This window comes from Streptomyces sp. NPDC001401, assembly GCF_042895385.1.
In the GTDB taxonomy this organism is placed as follows: domain Bacteria; phylum Actinomycetota; class Actinomycetes; order Streptomycetales; family Streptomycetaceae; genus Streptomyces.
In genome coordinates, this window is record NZ_JBIAWI010000010.1 from 221,274 (window position 1) to 239,914 (window position 18,641).

Annotated in this window: 22 protein-coding genes; 18 read left to right on the forward strand and 4 right to left on the reverse strand. The window is 68.7% G+C overall.

The genetic code is table 11. From position 1 onward, the window contains the following. The first annotated feature begins 33 nt into the window (after positions 1-33). The 8 genes from ACFY10_RS30675 (at position 34) to ACFY10_RS30710 (ending at position 8,474) form a co-directional block, all read left to right on the forward strand. On the forward strand, positions 34-807 hold the full coding sequence (locus ACFY10_RS30675; protein ID WP_390668441.1) for a ParB/RepB/Spo0J family partition protein: 774 nt from the start codon (positions 34-36) through the stop codon (positions 805-807). Continuing rightward, positions 804-2,243, forward strand: a complete 1,440-nt coding sequence (locus ACFY10_RS30680; RefSeq protein WP_390668442.1) for a ParB N-terminal domain-containing protein — start codon at positions 804-806, stop codon at positions 2,241-2,243. Before ACFY10_RS30675 ends, ACFY10_RS30680 begins: the two co-directional genes overlap by 4 nt. A gap of 27 nt (positions 2,244-2,270) precedes the next feature. Next, the gene (locus ACFY10_RS30685; RefSeq protein ID WP_390668443.1) at positions 2,271-2,789 is read left to right on the forward strand and encodes a hypothetical protein; all 519 of its coding nucleotides are present in this window, start codon (positions 2,271-2,273) and stop codon (positions 2,787-2,789) included. 94 nt (positions 2,790-2,883) lie between these two features. Then, entirely contained in the window at positions 2,884-3,432 is a 549-nt protein-coding gene (locus ACFY10_RS30690; RefSeq protein ID WP_390668444.1) for a hypothetical protein, read from the forward strand. Next, the gene (locus tag ACFY10_RS30695) at positions 3,416-4,969 is read left to right on the forward strand and encodes a terminase large subunit domain-containing protein (protein WP_390668445.1); all 1,554 of its coding nucleotides are present in this window, start codon (positions 3,416-3,418) and stop codon (positions 4,967-4,969) included. Before ACFY10_RS30690 ends, ACFY10_RS30695 begins: the two co-directional genes overlap by 17 nt. 65 nt (positions 4,970-5,034) lie before the next feature. Next, complete coding sequence (locus tag ACFY10_RS30700; protein ID WP_390668446.1) at positions 5,035-5,349, forward strand: hypothetical protein; 315 nt, start codon at positions 5,035-5,037, stop codon at positions 5,347-5,349. 71 nt (positions 5,350-5,420) lie between these two features. Next, positions 5,421-6,542: a TIGR02391 family protein gene (locus tag ACFY10_RS30705; protein ID WP_390668447.1), complete on the forward strand. Its 1,122-nt coding sequence runs from the start codon at positions 5,421-5,423 to the stop codon at positions 6,540-6,542. A gap of 60 nt (positions 6,543-6,602) precedes the next feature. After that, positions 6,603-8,474 (forward strand): hypothetical protein, encoded by a 1,872-nt coding sequence (locus tag ACFY10_RS30710; RefSeq protein WP_390668448.1) that lies wholly within the window; start codon positions 6,603-6,605, stop codon positions 8,472-8,474. A 26-nt stretch (positions 8,475-8,500) separates the two neighbouring features. On the opposite strand, the gene ACFY10_RS30715 is transcribed toward ACFY10_RS30710, so the two are convergent. Then, positions 8,501-8,980, reverse strand: a complete 480-nt coding sequence (locus tag ACFY10_RS30715) for a hypothetical protein (RefSeq protein WP_390668449.1) — start codon at positions 8,978-8,980, stop codon at positions 8,501-8,503. 89 nt (positions 8,981-9,069) lie between these two features. Between ACFY10_RS30715 and ACFY10_RS30720 the strand changes: the two genes are divergently transcribed. From ACFY10_RS30720 to ACFY10_RS30745, 6 genes are all read left to right on the forward strand, one after another. Then, positions 9,070-9,762: a hypothetical protein gene (locus ACFY10_RS30720; protein ID WP_390668450.1), complete on the forward strand. Its 693-nt coding sequence runs from the start codon at positions 9,070-9,072 to the stop codon at positions 9,760-9,762. 119 nt (positions 9,763-9,881) lie between these two features. Next, positions 9,882-10,292, forward strand: coding sequence for a head decoration protein (locus ACFY10_RS30725; RefSeq protein WP_390668451.1), 411 nt, complete (start codon positions 9,882-9,884; stop codon positions 10,290-10,292). 12 nt (positions 10,293-10,304) lie between these two features. Further along, complete coding sequence (locus ACFY10_RS30730; RefSeq protein ID WP_390668452.1) at positions 10,305-11,354, forward strand: major capsid protein; 1,050 nt, start codon at positions 10,305-10,307, stop codon at positions 11,352-11,354. A gap of 1 nt (position 11,355) precedes the next feature. Beyond that, complete coding sequence (locus ACFY10_RS30735; RefSeq protein WP_390668453.1) at positions 11,356-11,694, forward strand: hypothetical protein; 339 nt, start codon at positions 11,356-11,358, stop codon at positions 11,692-11,694. Between the two features lie 75 nt (positions 11,695-11,769). Continuing rightward, positions 11,770-12,102: a hypothetical protein gene (locus ACFY10_RS30740; RefSeq protein WP_390668454.1), complete on the forward strand. Its 333-nt coding sequence runs from the start codon at positions 11,770-11,772 to the stop codon at positions 12,100-12,102. Continuing rightward, positions 12,102-12,920: a hypothetical protein gene (locus ACFY10_RS30745; protein WP_390668455.1), complete on the forward strand. Its 819-nt coding sequence runs from the start codon at positions 12,102-12,104 to the stop codon at positions 12,918-12,920. Before ACFY10_RS30740 ends, ACFY10_RS30745 begins: the two co-directional genes overlap by 1 nt. Positions 12,921-12,934: 14 nt before the next feature. Here the strand turns inward: ACFY10_RS30745 and ACFY10_RS30750 are convergent, their stop codons facing one another. The 3 genes from ACFY10_RS30750 to ACFY10_RS30760 all read right to left on the reverse strand — a co-directional run bounded on the left by ACFY10_RS30750 (position 12,935) and on the right by ACFY10_RS30760 (position 15,563). Continuing rightward, a complete protein-coding gene (locus tag ACFY10_RS30750) occupies positions 12,935-14,233 on the reverse strand; it encodes a helix-turn-helix domain-containing protein (RefSeq protein WP_390668456.1) in 1,299 nt (432 codons plus the stop codon). Between the two features lie 289 nt (positions 14,234-14,522). Next, on the reverse strand, positions 14,523-14,726 hold the full coding sequence (locus tag ACFY10_RS30755; protein ID WP_390668457.1) for a DUF397 domain-containing protein: 204 nt from the start codon (positions 14,724-14,726) through the stop codon (positions 14,523-14,525). A gap of 3 nt (positions 14,727-14,729) precedes the next feature. Then, complete coding sequence (locus ACFY10_RS30760) at positions 14,730-15,563, reverse strand: helix-turn-helix domain-containing protein (protein ID WP_390668458.1); 834 nt, start codon at positions 15,561-15,563, stop codon at positions 14,730-14,732. 510 nt (positions 15,564-16,073) lie between these two features. Between ACFY10_RS30760 and ACFY10_RS30765 the strand changes: the two genes are divergently transcribed. The 4 genes from ACFY10_RS30765 (at position 16,074) to ACFY10_RS30780 (ending at position 18,585) form a co-directional block, all read left to right on the forward strand. Continuing rightward, positions 16,074-16,526, forward strand: a complete 453-nt coding sequence (locus ACFY10_RS30765) for a hypothetical protein (RefSeq protein WP_390668459.1) — start codon at positions 16,074-16,076, stop codon at positions 16,524-16,526. Between the two features lie 136 nt (positions 16,527-16,662). After that, positions 16,663-16,851, forward strand: a complete 189-nt coding sequence (locus tag ACFY10_RS30770; RefSeq protein ID WP_390668460.1) for a hypothetical protein — start codon at positions 16,663-16,665, stop codon at positions 16,849-16,851. A gap of 11 nt (positions 16,852-16,862) precedes the next feature. Continuing rightward, entirely contained in the window at positions 16,863-17,453 is a 591-nt protein-coding gene (locus tag ACFY10_RS30775; RefSeq protein ID WP_390668461.1) for a class I SAM-dependent methyltransferase, read from the forward strand. Between the two features lie 352 nt (positions 17,454-17,805). Continuing rightward, positions 17,806-18,585 (forward strand): hypothetical protein, encoded by a 780-nt coding sequence (locus ACFY10_RS30780; protein WP_390668462.1) that lies wholly within the window; start codon positions 17,806-17,808, stop codon positions 18,583-18,585. Positions 18,586-18,641 lie beyond the last annotated feature (56 nt).

Sequence of the window (18,641 nt, forward strand, 5' to 3'; positions counted from 1 at the left end):
CGGGGGCACGCTCCTACACGAAGGGCTCCTGCTGTGAGTGCTGCGCCCGCCCACATCCCCGAGTCGCTGCTGCCGCTTGCGGTGCCGATCGACGACCTGGTGGCGTACTACCGCAACCCGCGCACCGGCGACGTCGACGCCATCGCCGAATCGCTGCGCGTCAACGGCCAGTACAAGGCCATCGTCGTCAACCGCGGCACGCACACCGGCCGCCCCAACGAGATCCTGGCCGGTAACCACACCTGGGCCGCCACCAAGGAGCTGGGCTGGGAGCAGATCGCCGCGACGTGGGTCGACGTCAACGACGAGGACGCGGCCCGCATCGTCGTCGTCGACAACCGCACCTCCGACCTCGCCGGATACGACAGCGAGCTGCTGGCCGACATCCTGGAGGACCTGCCCGACCTCGGCGGCACCGGCTACGACCAGAACGCCCTGGACAAGCTCCTCGACAACCGGGCTCTGCCCGACACTATCGACCTGCCCTCCGACGGTGCGGGCACCGGGTCCATGGCCAAGCTGGAGTACCTGCAGTGGGGTTACCTGCAGTGGTCCACCATCCGCGTGCAGATCACCGCGGCCGAGGTGGAAACCCTCAACGCCATCTACGAGAAGTACGTCGGCGAGTCCCGTTCCGACCTCGGCTTCGGCTGGCACCTGCTGCAGGAGGCCCACACCGAGACCGCCGAGGCCCCGGCCGTAGCCGTCGAGCCCGCACTCGGCCAGGACGAGCCCGCCGGCGAGGCCGACGAGGACGAGGGTGTGGAGGACGAAGACGACGAGGACGAGGAGAACGAGGACGTATGAGCGACGCCCCCACGACAACCTTCTACGAGGCGTACCCGCTCAAGGACCTGCGGCCCGCCGACTACAACCCGCGCCACCTGTCCGAAGAGGCCTTCCAGCGGCTGCAGGCGTCCATCGGTCGGCACGGCATCGTCAAGCCGGTCATCCTCAACGCCGACGGCACCCTGGTCGCAGGCCACCAGCGAACCAAGGCCATGACCGCGCTCGGCATGACGCACACGCCGGCGGTGATGCTGGGCACCAAGGTCCGCCTGTCCGACGAAATCCAGTTCAACCTCCTCCACAACAGGGTCGAGACCGAGGCGAGCGTCGTGTACGCGGAGCCCGGCCCCATCGGCGAGTGGTCGTGGATCCCGTGGCAGACGATCGAGGTCTCCGAGTCCCGCAACAAGCCGTTCCAACAGGCCATCTCATTCATGACCGGCGGGCACGGCGCGTGGGGCAGCGTCGTCATCGACGACCAAGGCCGCATCGCCCTCAACGCCGAGTACGCGGTCGTCGCCGCGAAGAACCATTTCGACGTCCTCGCCTGGACCTGCCCGTCCCTGGACGCCGCGCAGCTGGTCGCCGACCTCACCGGCGAGTACGGCGTGTACGACTGGACCGGCCTGGAGGACCAGGCTCCCGTCTACAACCAGCACATCGTGCAGCCCAAGCGGCTACGCCAGTACACCTCGCTGCGCAAGAAGGGGAAGCTGGCCTACAAGTCTGAGGTGTGGGAGAAGCTGGCCCTGCCTCGGCTGCGGCAGCGCCCCGACATGCGGGTGGTCGACTTCGGCGCAGGGCACGGCGATTACGCGAAGAAGCTGCGCCCCGAGGGCTACCTCATAGACGACTACGAGCCCTACCGCACCACGCCCGGCAAATACGCCGTCGACATCAAGGGCGTCGTGTCGATGATCCGCACCATCGAGAAGCGGCTTGCCCAGCACGGCCTGTACGACATGGTGGTCCTCGACTCCGTTATCAACGCCACCACGTCGCTGGACTACCAGCACTGGGTGCTCACCGCCGTGAATGCGCTGTGCGCAGCCGACGGAACCGTGTGCATCGGCACCCGCAACCTGCTGGCCGAGCAGGCGTTCGAGAACTCGCAGCATTCCACCAGTCGGGAATCCTCGCGCCTGACGTTCCTCGACGGCGAGAACGTTGACATGCGGTTCATGCAGGGCAAGTGGATGCGGATCCGCTTCCACACCCCCGAGTCGCTGGCCGAGCTACTGGAGGCGTACTTCGGTGAGGTGACCGTCGCCGGCCGCTCCAACGCCACGCTCCGCGCCGTCTGCAAAAAGCCCCTCAGGCTTTCCGGTCTCGATTATGAGAAGGCTCTCGGTGAGGAATTTAATATGCCGTACCCGAACGAATTCCGGCATGACCGCCATAAGCAACTCGTGGAAAATTTGGTAAAATTGGTGAAAGAAAGGGAAAGTCCCTAGGTCTCATATAGAGGGGGGATTCAAGTAATGCCACAGCCGCCCGCAAGGGTTGGTATCAAAGCAGCCGCGCCGTACCTGATCATGTGGCTGGCCGGGGTTCGCCACGTGAATCTCGACCGGCACTGCCTGGAATCGTTCGGCTGGTCTGACCGCTACAAGCTCAACCCGCAGGCCCCCCAGCAAAGCGCCACCTTGCCAGCGGAGAACCCGCCGCTGGCCTGGTACTTGTGCGCTCTTCCCCACCCCTGGGACTGGTCGAAGAACGCGCACCTGGCCTTCGAGTACGCCGAAGGCCACCACTGGGAAGGCCCCGCTCTGGTGCGCGGCCTCCAGGTGACCCTCGAAAACGCCCGCCCTATCACCGGATGGGGCGAGCACTCGATACCTGCCTCTGCCCACAGGCGGGGTCAGTGGAAGTACCGGACCTGCCGCAACTGGCAGTTCGCATGGTGGCTGCGAACCAATCGGGGAGCACCCGACGCCCCGCCCTCCAGCTGGACACCGCCAGACGATCCTGACGCACCCCAGCAGTTGACCCTCCCGTAGGCCAGGCGGCCCGGCGATCAGGTCAGGTCGCCGGGCCGTGGTGCCATCATGTTTCTCGGCGTGGGGGCGCGCAGCAGCGAGAGGAATCCTGCCGGTGGGACGCCCCGACAAGGCCGCGCGCGCCGCCATCGCGCGGCGGCGAGCGGACGCCATCGACCTACGCCTGGCCGGCGTGGACTGGCTCACCGTAGGCCGCAAGCTCGCCGCGGATCCCGCTATCAACTCCGACCGGATCGCCTATCCGCAGGGCTACGGCATCGACCGGTACAACAAGGGCCTCGAACCGCCCAGCGACGACCAGCTCATCAACGCCGCCTGCAAGGACGTCCGCCAGGCCCTCAAGGAGCGCACCACCGAGCAGGACGAGAAGGCCGACGAACTGCGCGCCGTGGAGAACCTGCGCCTGGACCGCCTGTTCTTCGTCGCCTACCGGCAGGCCGTCAAGGACGGCGACCTGCCCGCCATCGACCGGGCTCTACGGATCATGGAGCGCCGGGCCCGCATGAACGGCCTCGACAAGCCGTCCAAGACCGAGATCGTCACCCCGCCCGCCACCGGCAGCGAGCTGACCACGGTCGCGCTCGACGAACTCGAAGCCCTCATCGGCATATCGGAGGAGGCCGCGCATGGCTCCGACGAGTAGCAGCGAGCGCGAAGCTAAGCTGCTGGCCGCCTACCGCAGTAAGCCGCCGGCCGTGCGCCGCGCCATGGCCGCGCAGGCCTCCCCGGAACTGCGCGCCCAGCTCGCCCGCATCGAACGCTCCATCGCCATGGACGCCTCGCCCGGTGCGCTGGCCGCCGTGCTCACCGAGCGCCGCGAGATGCAGGCCCGCCACCTCCACCTGATCGACCAGGCGTGGATCGACATGGCCGAGGGCCGCGCTGACCGCGTGATGATCACGATGCCGCCGCGTCACGGCAAGAGCCGCCGGGCCTCCCGCTGGGCGCCCCTGTGGTACCTGCGCCAGCACCCCGACCGCCGCGTCATGATCGCCTCGTACTCCGGTGACCTCGCCGAGGAGCACTCCCGCTGGATCCGAGATGCCATCGAGGCGTGGGGCGACGAGCTCGGCATCCATCTCAACCCCAGCAGCCGGGCCGCGATGCGGTTCGACATCGCAGGCCGCCAGGGCGGCCTTGTCGCAGCCGGTATCGGCGGCAGCCTCACCGGCAAGGGCGCCACCATCGCCCTGGTCGACGACCCCGTGCAGGACATGGCGTCCGCCGACTCGCCCAGCATGCGCCGCAAAACGTGGGAGTGGTGGCAGTCCGTCCTGCAGACCCGCCTCGAACCCGACGGGGCGATCTGCGTTATCCAGACCCGCTGGAACGAGGACGACCTGGCCGGCCGCATCCTCGCCGACGCGCAGGCCAACGAGTGGAAGATCATCGACCTGCCCGCGCTCGCCGACAGCGACGAAGACCCCCTCGGCCGGGCCATCGGCGAGCCCCTGTGGCCCGAACGCTTCGACGCCGAGCACCACGCCACCACCCGCCGCCGCGTCGGCGAACGCGTGTGGGCCGCGCTCTACCAGCAGAAGCCGCGTCCCCCGGAGGGCGGCGTGTGGCAGCGCGCCTGGATCAACGACCACCGCATCACCACCGTCCAGTTCGGCGGCCTCGACATGGCGCGCGTCATCGTCGCCGTCGACCCCGCCGGCGGAGAGTCCGCCATCGGCGACGAGACCGGCATCATCGGCGCAGCCCGCGGCTACGACGGCCACCTGTACGTCCTCGAGGATCGCTCCGGGAGCATGGGCGCCAACGACTGGGGCCTCACTGCCTGCCGCCTCGCCCTGGCACTACGGGCGGACGCGATCGTGGTCGAGTCGAACTACGGCGGGGACATGGCCCGCCAGGTCCTCTCCCAGGCGTGGGAGCAGCTGCGCCGCGAAGGCACCACCGTTGGCCAGCTCATGCCCCGAGTGCTCGAAGTCGCAGCCAAGGTGGGCAAGCGCCTGCGCGCCGAGCCGATCGCCCAGCTGTACGAACAGGGCCTGGTCCACCACGTCGGCGCCCACGTCGCCCTGGAGGACCAGATGGTCACCTGGGTCGTGGGCATGGACAGCCCCGACCGTATGGACGCCGCGGTGCACGGACTGACCGAACTCGCCGACCCCGACCAGCTCGCCGCCGTCGCAGGACACATCCACGACGACCGCCTCGGCGGACGCCGATGACCCCCGGGAACGGCCCCATAAAGGCCAACGGCACAGCCAGGACCCGGCTGCTACCCTCTCGGCCCATGTCGATCAGGGGGAAAGTCGCCGCCGCGAGCATCGTCTGCGCGGCCGTTGTCGCCGGGCTGATCCTGCTGTGGCCCGCCTCGAACGCGGCGCCCGCAGCGCCGACTTCGGAGCAGATCAAAGCCTCCGCGCAGGCCCGCCTGGACGCCGCCTTGAAGGCGGGCCGGGAGGCGCGGCAGGTGATGCTGGAGACGGGCAAGACGCCCTCGGACGAGTTGTGCCAAGCGGTGTGGGACCGCAAGCCGCGCTCGGAGCAGCAGGGCCTGCGGTACGCGATGTGGATGCACGGCTGCGCCGACGACCCCCACCAGTAGCCGAACTCGCCGAGCTGCTGCAGTAGTAGCCTGCGGGCATCGTTCAGGATCGGACGCTTGGGGGACAGCACGTGATCGTTCGGACCATCGCGCCGGAGGGAATGCCGCGCCCCACGGGTGAAGAAGGCCACCGCCTGCTCGAAATGATCTGGACGTACTTCGGCAACCACTATCGTTGGCCGAGCTTTGACGAGATCGATCGGGAGCTGTACGCGGCGGGCCTGGTCTTCGAAGAGGTCGTGCAGCAACTGTGCCCGGCGCTGCTGCGTGGACTTGACCCAGACATCTCCCGGTTGCCGCAGGGCACGCAGGAACTCTCCCTGACCATCGCTGGCGCTGCGAACTGCACCGGTACCGGTCCCGCCATCAGTGTGTTCCTCAGCATGGTGCGGACGGCGGCTGCAATTGAGCCCCACTGGCGGCCCGCGGAGCCCGGCGTTCAGCCATTCCTGCAGCCTGGAGACCTGAGGGACGAGGGGATCGACCCGCAGCTGCTCACCAGGGAGGTCGCGTTCGCCGCAGCCGCGCTCGGGCTGCATGAGCCCTGCTTTCGTGGCGGCGGCAGCAACGTGCAGGAACTGCATTGGTCGCTGCACTTCGACCGGGGCATTCGGCAGTTCGCTGATGTGCGCCGTCTGGATGACTACTGGCGAATCCGAGAGCAAGTAGTGGGGCCGGCGCGGACAGAGGCCGACAACCGACCCTTCTCAAACCGCCAACAGGAATTCGTCCTTGCTCCCGTGCCGGTAGCAGTGCCAGCCGCCGCGGAGCCGGAGACCATGTCCGTCACCAGCACCCTGCACCCGCTGATTGCGAAGGTGGCTGCCGAGCGATACAGCGGCGGCTTCTACCTCGACGCGGTGAGGAGCGCCTTCCAGGCGGTCGAGCACCGCGTGCAGACGCTGGTCGGCGTCAATGAGGTCGGCGAGAAGCTGATGGGCTTTGCGCTGGGCAAACCGGCACCGAGGATCATGGTGACTCGGTCCACGGGAGGCTCGCTGGAGAGCGAGCAGAACGGCATGCAGTTGCTGTTCAAAGGCGCGATGCTCGCGCTGCGCAACCCCCGCAGCCACGGGCCGGATGAGAAGGACGACCGCGACGAGGCCGACGAGATGCTAGTCATCGCCAGCTTCCTGATGCGGCGCCTCGACATCGAGGACGAGCAGCGCAAGGCCGCAGCATCGGGTCCGTGATCGCACGCTGCCTCTAAGCTGGCTGAAGGCGCGGGGCCTTGCACGCCTGGAGGGGCACCCGTGAGGCTGCGCGAACTGCTGATCGACGCCTGGTCGTGGCTCAACTACAAGCCAGCCATGGTCGACCCGAACCGACCTGGCCACCACGCGTTCCCCGAGCTGAACAACTCGTGGGTGCCCGCAGAGGATCTGCGCCGTCTGGCCGCCTACAAGGTGCTCGCCGCCTACGACTCCAACCAGGCCGGGCAGTTCGCGGCCTTCACTGGCGACCAACAGGGCATGGAGCGGCGTGAGTTGGGCGACTCGTCCAAGCTCATCGACACCACCCTCGGCTATCTGCTGGGCGCCGAGCAGACCATCGTGGTGCCCGGCGCCGACCACGCCGACCAGGACAAGCCGCCCGCCGACGCCCTTTTGGCGGCCGACCTGCAGGCGCGGCTGCGCGACTGGGCGGAGAAGGAGCTGCTGTCGCTGCGCATCCAGCAGGCCGAGCGGTGCTCGGTCCGCTGCGGCGACGGTGTCTACACCCTGGCGTGGGAGCCGTCCAAGCGGCGGGCGCTGCTACGCACCTACGACCCCGGCTTCTACTTCCCTGAGTGGGACGAGGGCGAGCAGGACTCCGCCGAATACCCCTCCCGCGTGCACTTCGCGTGGGAGCTGCCCGCCGATCCGGTGCGCGGTCTGAAAGCCCGCGTGCGGCGTATCACGTACGAGCTCGGCCCGATCGGCGCAGCTACCGCGCCCGGCCGAACCGACGACGGCCGCGCCATCCGTGAAGTGGTCGTCGGTGCTGAAGGCGACCCGGTACTGACCGTGGGCGACACCCTCGACCCGGTCACTGGCACAGTGAACCGCGCCTACCCGTGGGCGCCGGGCAAGCCCTCGTCGACGACGTGCTACCTCACCGACGCCGAATGGCTGCTGGAAGACCTCGGACGCGCCCACGACGTGTTCTCCCTGCCCGCCGACAAGGCTGCCTACCGGGTGCGCTCCGACGGCCAGGTCCTCGACCGACTCGACCTGATGTGCGACTTCATCCCAGTGGTGCACATCCCGAACACGATCCCTGATGTAGGCGAGCACTGGGGCAAGTCGACGCTGGCGACCGTGCTGCAGTTGCTGGATGAGCTGGCCGCCACAGACACCGACAGCGCCTCCGCCTCCGCAACCACCGGCACACCGATCGTCGCTCTCGCCGGCGCGCGGTTGCCCATCGACCGCTCCACCGGTCAGCCGCTACCGGTACGGGTCGAGGCCGGGACGGTGTGGCAACTGTCCGACACGGGCCGCATGGACACGTTGGACACCTCCGCGCAGCTCGCCGAACTCCGCCAGCGCATCGACCACTTGCTTGACCGGCTCGCCGCGAACACCCGCCTGACCACGGCCGGGCTCGGAAGCCTCGACCCCGCGCAGGTGCCGTCCGGGTACGCGCTGCAGCTCGCTCTCGGCCCGCTGGACTCCCTGGTCGGCGCGATGCGTCTGGCCCGCAACCACAAGTACCAGCTGCTGCTGCGCATGGTGCAGCGCCTGCACCAGGCCGGGCAGGAGTGGCCCGCCGGCGAGTCGCTGCCCGCAAGCCTGGTGTGGGGCGCGCACACACCCACCGACCGCACCACCGTTCTCAACGACGTCACGGCGGGCTACGCGGCGGGCGTGTTCTCTCTGGAGACCGCGGTGCGGATGCTGCAGGAAGCCGGGTACCCGATCGAGGACGTCGCCGAGGAGATCGAACGCATCCAGAAGCGGGCCTTCGACCAGGCCGCCCGCCTCGCGGACGCGACCGGCGACAACGCGACCGTGCGCGAATACCTGGGCCTGCCCGAGGCCGACCCGGGCGTGCCGCCGGTGCCGCTCATCACCGGCCAGCCCGCCTCGCCGACCACACCCCCTGCCGACAAGGTCAACCCGACCGGGCCCGCACCGAGGTAATGCCGCACTCCGAGCGACTGGCCAGGCTACGCCTGCTCCGAGTCGGCCACGGACTGGCGGAGAGCTTCGATGAAGTCCTCGTACACGGTGCGGCAGTCATATGCCGTCTGCCGCAGGCCTTCGTCCGTCACCGGTGTGATGTCTGCCAGATCCGCGGGTGCGCGCTCCTTGCCCATGTGCATTACGTATGCGCTCGCGGTGTTCCAGTCGTTCAGCAACCGCTGGGCGGTGTCGCCGGTCGGCTTCGTCCAGGTAGGCGCAAAGGCCCGCGCATCACAGTTCCTCGTGTCGTTGGTGAGTTTCACCAAGAACTCGGTGAGCAAGCGCACGTTGACCCAGAACGACTCGATGCAGGCCACCCGAACGACCCACGGCGTCGTGGGGGGCCCGGTGATGTAGTCAAGCAACCCTTCGACTTGGTCCATCGCATGGTCCACGAATCCCAGCGCGCGATCTTCGGGAGGCAGTTGCTTGTTCCACCAGTCGATGGACGGTGTGTTCGCCATGGCCGCAGCATAGGGCTGGCAGGTGGTCAGCGTGCTGTGACTACACTGAACGACGGTGCGGGGGCGCTGCTGTTGGAGGACGACTCACCATGGCCCGCCCGCTGCCTGACCCGCACACCCCCATCGGTCACCGACGCGACGGCCGTCCCATCTTCCCGGTCCTGGGCGCCGACCCCACCGACCCGTCCAACCAGCAGCTGCCGCCCGGCCCGACCCCGGACCCGGCGCCGCCAGCGCAGCCGCTGGACCAGGACGCCCTGAACCGGCTGCTGGCCCGAGAGAAGCAGCAAGGCGAACGCGCCGCGATCCGGCGGCTCGTCGAGCAGCTGGGGTTCACCAAGACCGATGACCTGACGACGTTCGTGCAGCAGCAGCGTGACGCGCAGGCCGCGCAGCTGTCGGAGATCGAACGCCGCGAGCAAGCCGCCGCTGACGCTGCCACTGCAGCAGCCGCACGCGAGGCGCAGGCCATCGCCCGGGAGCGCGCCGCCGTACGCCGCGCCGCCCTGGTGGCGCTCGGCGCGACCGGCGACGACCTGAGGGACGCGGAACTGCTCCTGGTCGTCGAGGAGGACGCCGACGAGGACGCCATCGCCGAAGCTGCTGCAGCCCTGAAGGCGCGCAGGCCCGAGCTGTTCGGCACCACCACCGCCACCGTGCCACCCGCTGCGCCCGGTGGCTCACCCGCCGGCGGGCCCCCGCCCCGCGGCGCCAACTTGCCCAAGCCCGGCCAGCACGGCGCCGACATGGCCCGCCAGCGCGGCTTCCTGACTGGCAGCTGAACCTCCCACCGGCGGGTTAAGGCCGGATCTGCGGGGACCACGCCCCCTCCCTCTCGTGGACGACGCCACCAGCCGGTGAGCGGACGATCACACGCTTCGTCGCGTCCACGGGAGGATTCATGACCGTTCAGCCGGTCACCACCACCCAGAACCTGACGGCCGACCGGTCCTGGCTCGCCAGCCGACACGGCACCGACTCGGTCGACTCCATCACCCTCGACATGTCCACCTTCACGTCCGGCACCCACTACGTGCCGTCGACCGACACGACCATCCCCTACTCGCGGTTCCTGTCCGGCATCCCCGTCGGCAAGATCACCGCTTCCGGCCTGTACGGCCTCTACTCCACGGGCGCCACGGACGGCCGACAGAACCTTGCCGGGTTCGTGTTCGCCGAGGTGCTATTCGCGCCGTCGCAGACGAAGGTCCCGGCCGCGCTGCTGTGGCACGGCTCGGTGAGGACGGCGAAGCTGCCGATCGTCGTCGCCGCGGTCGCCCCGTCCGCCTCCTGCCAGATCCGGTTCGTGTAAGGAGCCCCGACGATGACTGTTCAGGACCTGATCAAGGACGTCACGACGGCGGACCTGACCACGTTCGCCCGCTACATCCCCACCCCGGCCGACTTCCTGCTCACCCAGACGGTGTTCGCCAAGGTGTCGGTGCAGGACGTCATGTGGCGGATCAAGAACACCGGACGCTACGTCAACGCCGCGAAGTACCGCAGCTTCGACGCCTCGGTGCCGTTCGCGGACCGGCAGGCGTGGCAGACGTCCACGCAGGGCATGCTGCCCTCCCTCGGCCAGAAGCTGATGGTCGGTGAGGTCGAGCTGCTGCTGCAGGAGGCGGCCCGTGGCGCGGACGCCTCCCGCTTGGAGCAGCTGCTGTACGACGACGTGGAGCGGCACGTCGAGGCCATCAACTCCCGTCTGGAGCTAGCCGCCGGCGATGTCCTCACCGACGGCAAGTTCTCACTGGCGGCGGAGAACGGGCTCACGCTCGACGTCGACTTCAGCGTTCCGGCCGCGAACATGCCGACTGCGCCGAAGGTGTGGTCCGACCCGACGTCCGACCCGATCGCGGACGAGCTGGGCTGGATCTCCTACCTGGACTCCATCAGCGCGCCCATGCCCGAGATGGTCATCACCTCGCGGCGCGTGTACTCATACCTGGCGGGCAACAACGCCTACCGGGCTGCCTACTACGGGTCGGTGAACCCGTCGACCACGCCCACCGCGTCGCTGACACCGCAGCAGATCAACGTGGTCCGTGACAACTACGGCCTGCCGCCGATCACCCTGTACCGGGCGCAGGTCCGCGTGGACGGCACCTCCACCAAGTGCCTGCCGGACGACCGGTGGGTGATGCTGCCGCCGGACCGGGCGAAGTGGGGGCAGACCCTGTACGGCACCACGGCGGAGTCGCTGATCCTGTCGCGGGGCGGCAACCCGCAGATCACCCGCGAGGACGCCCCCGGCCTGATCATCACCAGCGGCGGCCAGGACGACCCGGTGCAGATCTGGACCAAGGGCGCGGCCGTGGCCATGCCGGTGTTGTACGGCCCGGACTGCCACATCACCGCGAAGGTGCTGTGACATGGGGCGGCGACTGGCGGCAGCGGTGCACGTGCGGCACCCGAAGACGAACGAGTGGCTGATCCTTGAGCCCGGCGACGAGCCGGACGAGGACCTGGCCGAGGTCATCACGAACCCGGACGCCTGGGAGCCGGACGAGGACGACGAGGAGGGCGAGGGGGACGCCGGCGATGGCACCCCCGATCCCGGTCCTGAACCGGAGCCCACCCCCGAACCGGAGCTCACCCCCGAGCCTGATCCCGCCCCGGAGCCGGAGCCGGAGCCGGAGTCGGAGGCGAAGCCGGAGTCGGAGGCGAAGCCCGCCCGGACCCGGGCCCGCAAGCAGGCCGACGAGCAATAACCCAGCCAGGCCCGGCCCGGCACCCCAATGCGGCGGGGGTGCCGGGCCGCGCCGCGATCCGGAAGGACCCTGCCTGTGGACTCCGCTGTCCTTGCCTGGCTCCTGGCGCAGCTCGGCCCCGACACCGGCCAGGCCGACCTGCAGACCCGCTACGCGCGGCTCGGCTCGGCCAGAGCTGTGGCCCTGGAAGTGCTGAACGAGCGACGTGCCAAGCTGCTCGCCGAGCCCCTGCAGCTGACCGTCAACGGTGTCGCCACCCTCGACCAGAGCAACAACCTCACCGGGCTGGAGCGGCAGATCGCTTCCGTGCAGGATGCGACTGCGCCCGATGAGCCAAACGGCGGGGATACCCTCGTCATCGCCCCGCTGCAGTCCGCTCGCCGTCGGCACCACCGCTGGTGGCGGTAGTGGCGTACGAATTCCCGCCGCTGACGCCCGGTGACGCCGAGACCGTGGCGGCGCGCGTCGCCGCGGTGCTGGAGGACGCCTGGCAGCGCCTCGCCGATCAGCAGGCCGCCGTGCTCGCCGCGATCGGTGACAACGCCCGCTCCCGGATGGTCGCCGACCGCCTTGCCCAGTTCCAGGCCGCCATCACCGACTTCCAGCGGCGCGTCGACGCCGAAGCCCGCGCGTTCGTCGCCCGGCAGCTGCCTCACCTGTACGAAGAGGGCGCGCGGGCAGCGGCCCAGGCGGTCGGCGGGCACTTCTCGTGGACGCTCATCCACACAGACGCCCTGCAGTCGCTGGCGTCCGACTCCTACGCCGACTTCCTACGCCGCTCCGAGGAGGAGCAGCGCATGGCCGCGGCGTTCTACCGGGCCATACGGGACGCTGCGCGCCGCGAGGTGCCCCTGCTGGCCGCCGGCCACACCACTGCCCTGCAGGCCGCCAAAGCTCTCGCCGACCGGCTCGCCGCCGAACACCAGCTGACGTACGTCATCTACCGCAACGGTGCGCGGATGCCGGTGCGGGCGTGGGCGGAGGCAGCGACGCTCGCCAAGTCGGCCGTCGCGTACAACGCAGGCACCCTCAACCGGGTACGCGAGGCAGGCGTGCAACACGTGGAGGTGTTCGACGGCGCCGGGTGCGGGTGGACAAGCCATCAGGACCTCGACAAGGCAGGCGGCACAGTGCGTACCGTCGAAGAAGCGGCGGACTGGCCGATCTCCCACCCGCGTTGTCGCCGTGCCTTCGGCGCACGCCCGGATATCAGGGAACCAGTCTGAGGTCGTCAAACGGCTCAGGAACCAACTGCAAGAGTCAGTTCCCGTACACCTGCCGCATGCGGGTGGCGTGAGCGAAGCGAGCTGACCACCTCTCGAATCGCTGGCCGGTCGCGGACCTCTCCGGGGCTGACACGCATCGCGGCGAGCAGCTCCTGGGCGGTCTGCTCCGGCTTCCCCCACTGCCACCATGCGCGGGCGAGATCCGTGTGCATCCGGCTCTTCCGCTCGGCTGTGGGGAACAGCTCGGCGCGCAGACCGCGTCCGGCCTCAAGCGCGGCACCGGCGTCTCCCAGGGCCCAGTGCACGCCGACCGCGTAGAGGTCGACTGCGGCCGGTGAAATGCGGAACAGGCGACCGTCGGGTGGCATGGCGGGCAGCCGACGAGCCGCTCGACGGGCCTCGTCGATCATGGCCAGTGCCTGACTGCGGTCGCCCGCGCGCGCCGCGGTGTACGACGTGGTGCACAGCATCTGTGCGTACGCCGCAGCCTGTGCGTCAGTGTGCAGTCCGGTGGCTTCCACCTCAGCGGCGGCGTTCAGGATGAGGCGCTGAGCGGCGGGGGCCTGGTCCTGGTGGCGGAGGACGATGGCGAGTTCGCGCGCGGCTGCTGCGTCGGCCAACGGAGATCCGGCTAGGGAGGCATACGTTGTAGCGCGGTCAGCGGTGATCCGGGCGCGGTCGTACCGGCCGATCTTCACCAGGACCTGAGTGGCCAGGGTGTAGCAGGCAGAGAGGCGGGCGTGGTCGAGGTCGGAGCGGGATCGCGCGGCGTCGTGGGCGTCGCCAAGGAGACCGGGAAGGTCACGGAGCAGGGCCGTGTGCTGCCCTGCGTCGAACATGCGGCGGGCGCGGGCGAGCCAGGCGTCAGGCGGGGCCGCGTTCCCTGAGGGAGCAGGGGTACAGGCGAGGGCATCATCAACGGCCAGGAGCAGGGAGGCGGGCACGGCCGTCCCCGCGGCGGCGAGCAGAGTACGGCGGCGCATCGGCTCCTCCTCGGCATCACGCGAAGCGTCCGGCGCCACTCTAGTGGGGGTGGCCATGGCGGTGGCGGTGAAACCGCAGGCCGCTGCGAGAACAGGTGGCGGAACGCCGACTGCGGCAGCGGCTGCCCGTAGAAGCGCAACGTCCGTGATCCGCTTGCTCCCTTCAAGCCGCGACACGGTCGAGGCGGAGCACCCAATCTGTGCTCCCAAGTCCCCTTGCCGCCAACCCCGATGGCGTCGGCCGACACGGATGAGCCCGCCCGGGTCGCGGCGCTCGACCAGCTCGCGTGCCTCGGAGGAGGTCCAAATACCTAACTCGGTGGCGAGCATTAGCGCCCTCCCGCGCGGTCAGAGAACCGGGGGCCCTCAACCGTATGGAGGCGCGCTGTCCCCGTCGAGGGCGTGTGCAGGATCTGCATACGAAGCATCAGGACGGGGCGTGCCTCGAACAAATGAGTTACACGGGCCTACACTGTGCTAACCGCTGTTGCTCCGACGCACACGGGGTGACAGGCAGAAAGACGACGGCAAACCATCTCAACGCGTTCCTTGACGGGTAGGAGCAGCGAGAGGCCCCGGGCGGTGAGTGCGCGCGGGGCCTCGGCTATGCGGTGTTGCGTCAGGACGCGAAGTCGATGAACGCCTTCCACGCGTCGTGCCCGACGACGAAGGCCGGGCTGTTGTCGAACTTGGAGTCGGCGACGCCGACGTACCGCTCGGCCAGCGGAGCGACGAGGATGCAGTTGTTGCCGTTGTTGCTGCGTGACGACTTGAACCAGGCGCCCTTGGGGGCGAGGTCCAGGGCGCGCTTCTTGAGGGCCATGTGTCAAATCTCTCGGGCTAGTTGGTGCAGGAACGCTGGCGTCTCCCCAACTGGGAGAGCGCCGTCTCGTAGGGCATCGAACCTACGGGCGAACTTCCAGATTTCGGTGTCCTTGTCGGTCAGGTTGCTGCCGCCATCGGGACTGTCCATCTGGACGACGGTAGGAATCGGATCGGCGAACTCCATGAGCGTGAAGTCGTACGAGAAGCGGTATGTCCGAGCGCCCAGAGGGAGGATCTGCAGGTTCACGTTGTCGTAGGCAGCAAGCTCTGCCAGGTGTTCGATCTGCTTACGCTGGATCTCCTGGGAGCCGACGACTCGACGGAGGACGGCTTCGTCAAGGATGGTGCGCATCTCGACAGGGTTGTCTCGCGTCAGGATCTCTTGGCGCTCCATGCGAAGTGCGATACCACGCTCAACGAACTCAGTGGTGTGCTCCTCGACCAGCTTGGCCTCTTCGAACACGGCGCGGGCGTATTCCTCGGTCTGGAGCAGGCCGAAGACCACGTCTGGCTGCCACGCCCTTATCGACTTGGCTCCGTCCTCCAGGCCGATGTACATCGCCATACCGGACGGCATGGTGCGCGAGTAGGTCGACCACCAACCGCGATTTAGGCCGTCGCGATGGATGTCAACGAGGAAGTCGACGTCCTCTTGGTCGGTGATGCCGTACCGCTCAAGGAGGGCCACGAGGTTAGCGGCTCGGCGGAACGACGAGGTCCCTTGCTCCACGCGGTAGAGCTGGGAGTCGCTGATGTCCAAGCCTTTGACTGCGTCCTTGAGGTTGGTGAAGCCGGCCTGTCTGCGTAGGCGCTGCAACTCAAATCCGAGCTGCACGCGCCTGACCGTCGGTCCTGTCGGGGCCGCCACGTTGCCTCCGTTCGCGAGTCCATCTGATTCTGCCCCGAGCCTGGTCTGCTCAGTCGAGAGTCCCCCGAACTCTGGTGAGAGTCCGGCGGGTTGACGCGAGAGTCCGTCCCGGCTCGGCGCGAGTCCTGAGTCTGTCACCTCCAGTCCTGCTTGCAAAGAGCACAGCATTGCTGTGTGCATATGCCAGATCAAGTGAAGACTTCACTTCGCCTTGCAATGCAACTCTCCCATGGGTCAGCCTTGTTGGGCACGGAAGCGGCCTATCCGACTGCGGGCCGTAACCGCTGCTCGGGCGCGCCCAGCTGGTTCCCCCTCGGGCGCGCTCGGGTTTGCCACCTCCCCCGAGGTGCGGGCCGCCGCCGTACTGCGCGAATTTCCACCCTGGCGGCGGCCCGCGTGAAACCCCCAAGCAGACCGGACGGAGACAGTCCCCCCATGTCACCGAGCACGGCACGAACCCGCCCTAACACGGCGTGGATGGACAAGGACAACGATCGTCAGGCGTGGGTGCGTGGTCTCACCATGCGCCCGCTGGACAACCGCGGCCTGTACCTGAAGAAGAAGCGCGAGCAGGGCAACGACTCCGCCCTGGCGACCCCGGTCCAGCGGAAGCGCCGGATCATCGCCTACGCACTGCAGAGTGCCGGCAGCCAGGTCGACCACACGATGGCCTCTGTACGGCGCCTCATCGAGGAGCAGGGCTACGACCTGGTGCACGAGCTGACCGACGTACACGCCCCGCACACGCCGCTCACGCGGCGCGGCTGGGAGGAGGCCCGGCGGCTCGTCAGCACCGGATTCGCCGACGGCATCGCGGTCCTGAACCGGGAGGCAATCAGCGTCAGCGACGACGAGTACGAAGAAGAGCTCCGCTGGCTCGGCGACCGCCCCGCGCTGTTGCTGCTCGTCATCCACGAGGCCGCGCCTTGAAGGGACTTAGGCCGCTGGCTCGATGAGCGGCAGATCGGATGGCGGCAGATCCTCGCGCAGGTCCTGTTCGTCATATCCGTCTCCGCCGCGGTCGTCTCCGCCCTGCTGTACGCCGACCACTGAGAGAGGAAGCCCCATGGCCGAGCTGCCCGATCGTGAACCGGGCGCCGCGCTGCGCGCCATACACGAGGCCGCGCCCGCCCCGCCCGGTGAGGTGAACATGTTCGGCGTCCCGGCCGGTGAGGTTGTCGACCGCCGCTTCGACCTGGACCGGCTCCGTCGGGTGCGCGTCCTCGACGGTCCGGACCCGGACCCGGCCGCATGAGGACTCTGAACGTGGAGCACGAGCCGAAAGCCCCGGCGTATTGGAATTCGCTGTATGGAGCCGGATACCAGCTCCAGGGCCCTGAGGCGCTGGAGCGGCAGATGTTCCGAGCCTACGTCGACCCTGTCTCGGGCATGCGTGCGGTCGACGCAGGCTGCGGCCGAGGTCACATGACTGCGCACCTGGCGGGCTGGGGTCTGACGGTGGCCGGCTACGACTTCAGCACTGTGGCGGTCGAGGACGCCAAGGCCAGCCACCTCGGCTTCAGTGACCTGCTGAGCTTCCACCTGCACAACTTCAATGCCGACCCGATCCCGCCCGAGTTGGCGCCGGGCTCCGTCGACATCGTGGTGTGCAGGCACTCCTTCGAGTTCCTGGAGCAGGCCCGGTTCGTCAACGACGTACGTCGCTGGCTCACGCCCGAGGGTGTGCTGCATATCACGACGCACATCTCGGAGCGGATGCCGCCGACAGCCGAGCACCAGGGCCTGCGCGAGACGCGCATTGAGCTGCTGCGCAAGGGCTGGCGCAGCTTGACCACCTACAACCTGGACGAACGCGGCAGCATCGTCGGGATCGTTTTGCGCGGCCCGCGTCGTTGAGACCCCGCTCTCTGGCTGTTACCGCCACGTGGCCAGGGGAGCGGCCCAAGACCCCCGGTCTCCTGGCAACCGATCGGGAAGTCACGGCCAGGGGACGGGCCTGAACGCGCTGCCCCGATGACCTGCGGCGGGGCTTCTCGACCCTCCGGCCCTGGACGGCACAGGCCCTGGAGGGGAACCAGCTCGGACCGAACATGATGATCGCGAGGGCATTGAAGTGACCCAGGCAGCACCCCGGCCTCAGATGGCCGACAGTTGGCCGGCGGAAGGCCGGATGGAGATGGAGGGGCTGGCTGGCAGCCCGACCCAGTGGCGGCCTGTAACTGGCCGTTACGGCGTCGAGGTATGGAAGGTGTCTGGCCCGCAGGGTGACTGGGCGCTGAAGGTCGGCCGGAACGAGGGCGCGGCGGAGGTCGCCAGGGAGACCGCCGTGTGGTCGCGGATCGCCGGGCTGGTCCCCGCCACGTCGTACGGCAAACGTACCGTGCACGGCCGTGGCGAGGGCTCCGCCTGGCTGGCCACTCCATGGTTGCGCGGTAAGTCGCTGTGGGAGGCCTTCTACCCGGTCAGGGAGCGCACGGGCGTGCACGTGGAAGCCCTGGCAGCAGCCGTCGAAGCGTGCATGGCGGTCGCGGCCGTCCACCAAGCCCAATGGGTCCACGGAGACCTTCAGCCGCATCACGTCATCCTCATGCCGGGCGGGGCCCGGCTCATCGACTGGTCCTGGGGCTGGTCCCCGGAGAGCGACCTTCCTGCCTCGAACGCCTACAACGGCTGCTTCGTCCACCTGGCCAGCTACGAGCTGATCGCTCGTGCCCAATCCGGGCAGCGGCCCGTTCTCACCTCCCAACCTGACGAGATCTGGACGCTGGCAGCGTCGATCTGGTGGGCGGCAACGAACCAATGGCCTCGCGACTACCGGTCGTTGGGCATAGACCCGACCGCGTTCACCCTGATCGAGCTGCGCAAGGTGATCCTGCGCAATCGTGCCCCGCTCGGCCACATCGACCACTGGCCTCAGCTGGAACAGGTGCTGCGGGCGGTGCTCGAATCCCCCGCCGAGGCCCGGCCAGACGCACTGGCCCTAGCCCAGTACCTGCGGGGGATCACCCTCGTGACGGCTGCCCGATAACCCGAACCACCTGGCCACCAATCCGCGTGTGCAGATGCTGCACAGCGGTTGCACAG

Excerpts from the sequence above, each read along its gene's own strand:
- ACFY10_RS30730 (WP_390668452.1), top strand. The coding sequence starts at position 10,305 with ATGACTGTTCAGGACCTGATCAAGGACGTCACGACGGCGGACCTGACC.
- ACFY10_RS30680 (WP_390668442.1), top strand. The coding sequence starts at position 804 with ATGAGCGACGCCCCCACGACAACCTTCTACGAGGCGTACCCGCTCAAG.
- ACFY10_RS30725 (WP_390668451.1), top strand. The coding sequence starts at position 9,882 with ATGACCGTTCAGCCGGTCACCACCACCCAGAACCTGACGGCCGACCGG.
- ACFY10_RS30715 (WP_390668449.1), bottom strand. The coding sequence starts at position 8,980 with ATGGCGAACACACCGTCCATCGACTGGTGGAACAAGCAACTGCCTCCC.
- ACFY10_RS30765 (WP_390668459.1), top strand. The coding sequence starts at position 16,074 with ATGGACAAGGACAACGATCGTCAGGCGTGGGTGCGTGGTCTCACCATG.
- ACFY10_RS30720 (WP_390668450.1), top strand. The coding sequence starts at position 9,070 with ATGGCCCGCCCGCTGCCTGACCCGCACACCCCCATCGGTCACCGACGC.
- ACFY10_RS30755 (WP_390668457.1), bottom strand. The coding sequence starts at position 14,726 with ATGGCCCTCAAGAAGCGCGCCCTGGACCTCGCCCCCAAGGGCGCCTGG.
- ACFY10_RS30695 (WP_390668445.1), top strand. The coding sequence starts at position 3,416 with ATGGCTCCGACGAGTAGCAGCGAGCGCGAAGCTAAGCTGCTGGCCGCC.
- ACFY10_RS30685 (WP_390668443.1), top strand. The coding sequence starts at position 2,271 with ATGCCACAGCCGCCCGCAAGGGTTGGTATCAAAGCAGCCGCGCCGTAC.
- ACFY10_RS30750 (WP_390668456.1), bottom strand. The coding sequence starts at position 14,233 with ATGCTCGCCACCGAGTTAGGTATTTGGACCTCCTCCGAGGCACGCGAG.
- ACFY10_RS30735 (WP_390668453.1), top strand. The coding sequence starts at position 11,356 with ATGGGGCGGCGACTGGCGGCAGCGGTGCACGTGCGGCACCCGAAGACG.
- ACFY10_RS30770 (WP_390668460.1), top strand. The coding sequence starts at position 16,663 with ATGGCCGAGCTGCCCGATCGTGAACCGGGCGCCGCGCTGCGCGCCATA.
- ACFY10_RS30700 (WP_390668446.1), top strand. The coding sequence starts at position 5,035 with ATGTCGATCAGGGGGAAAGTCGCCGCCGCGAGCATCGTCTGCGCGGCC.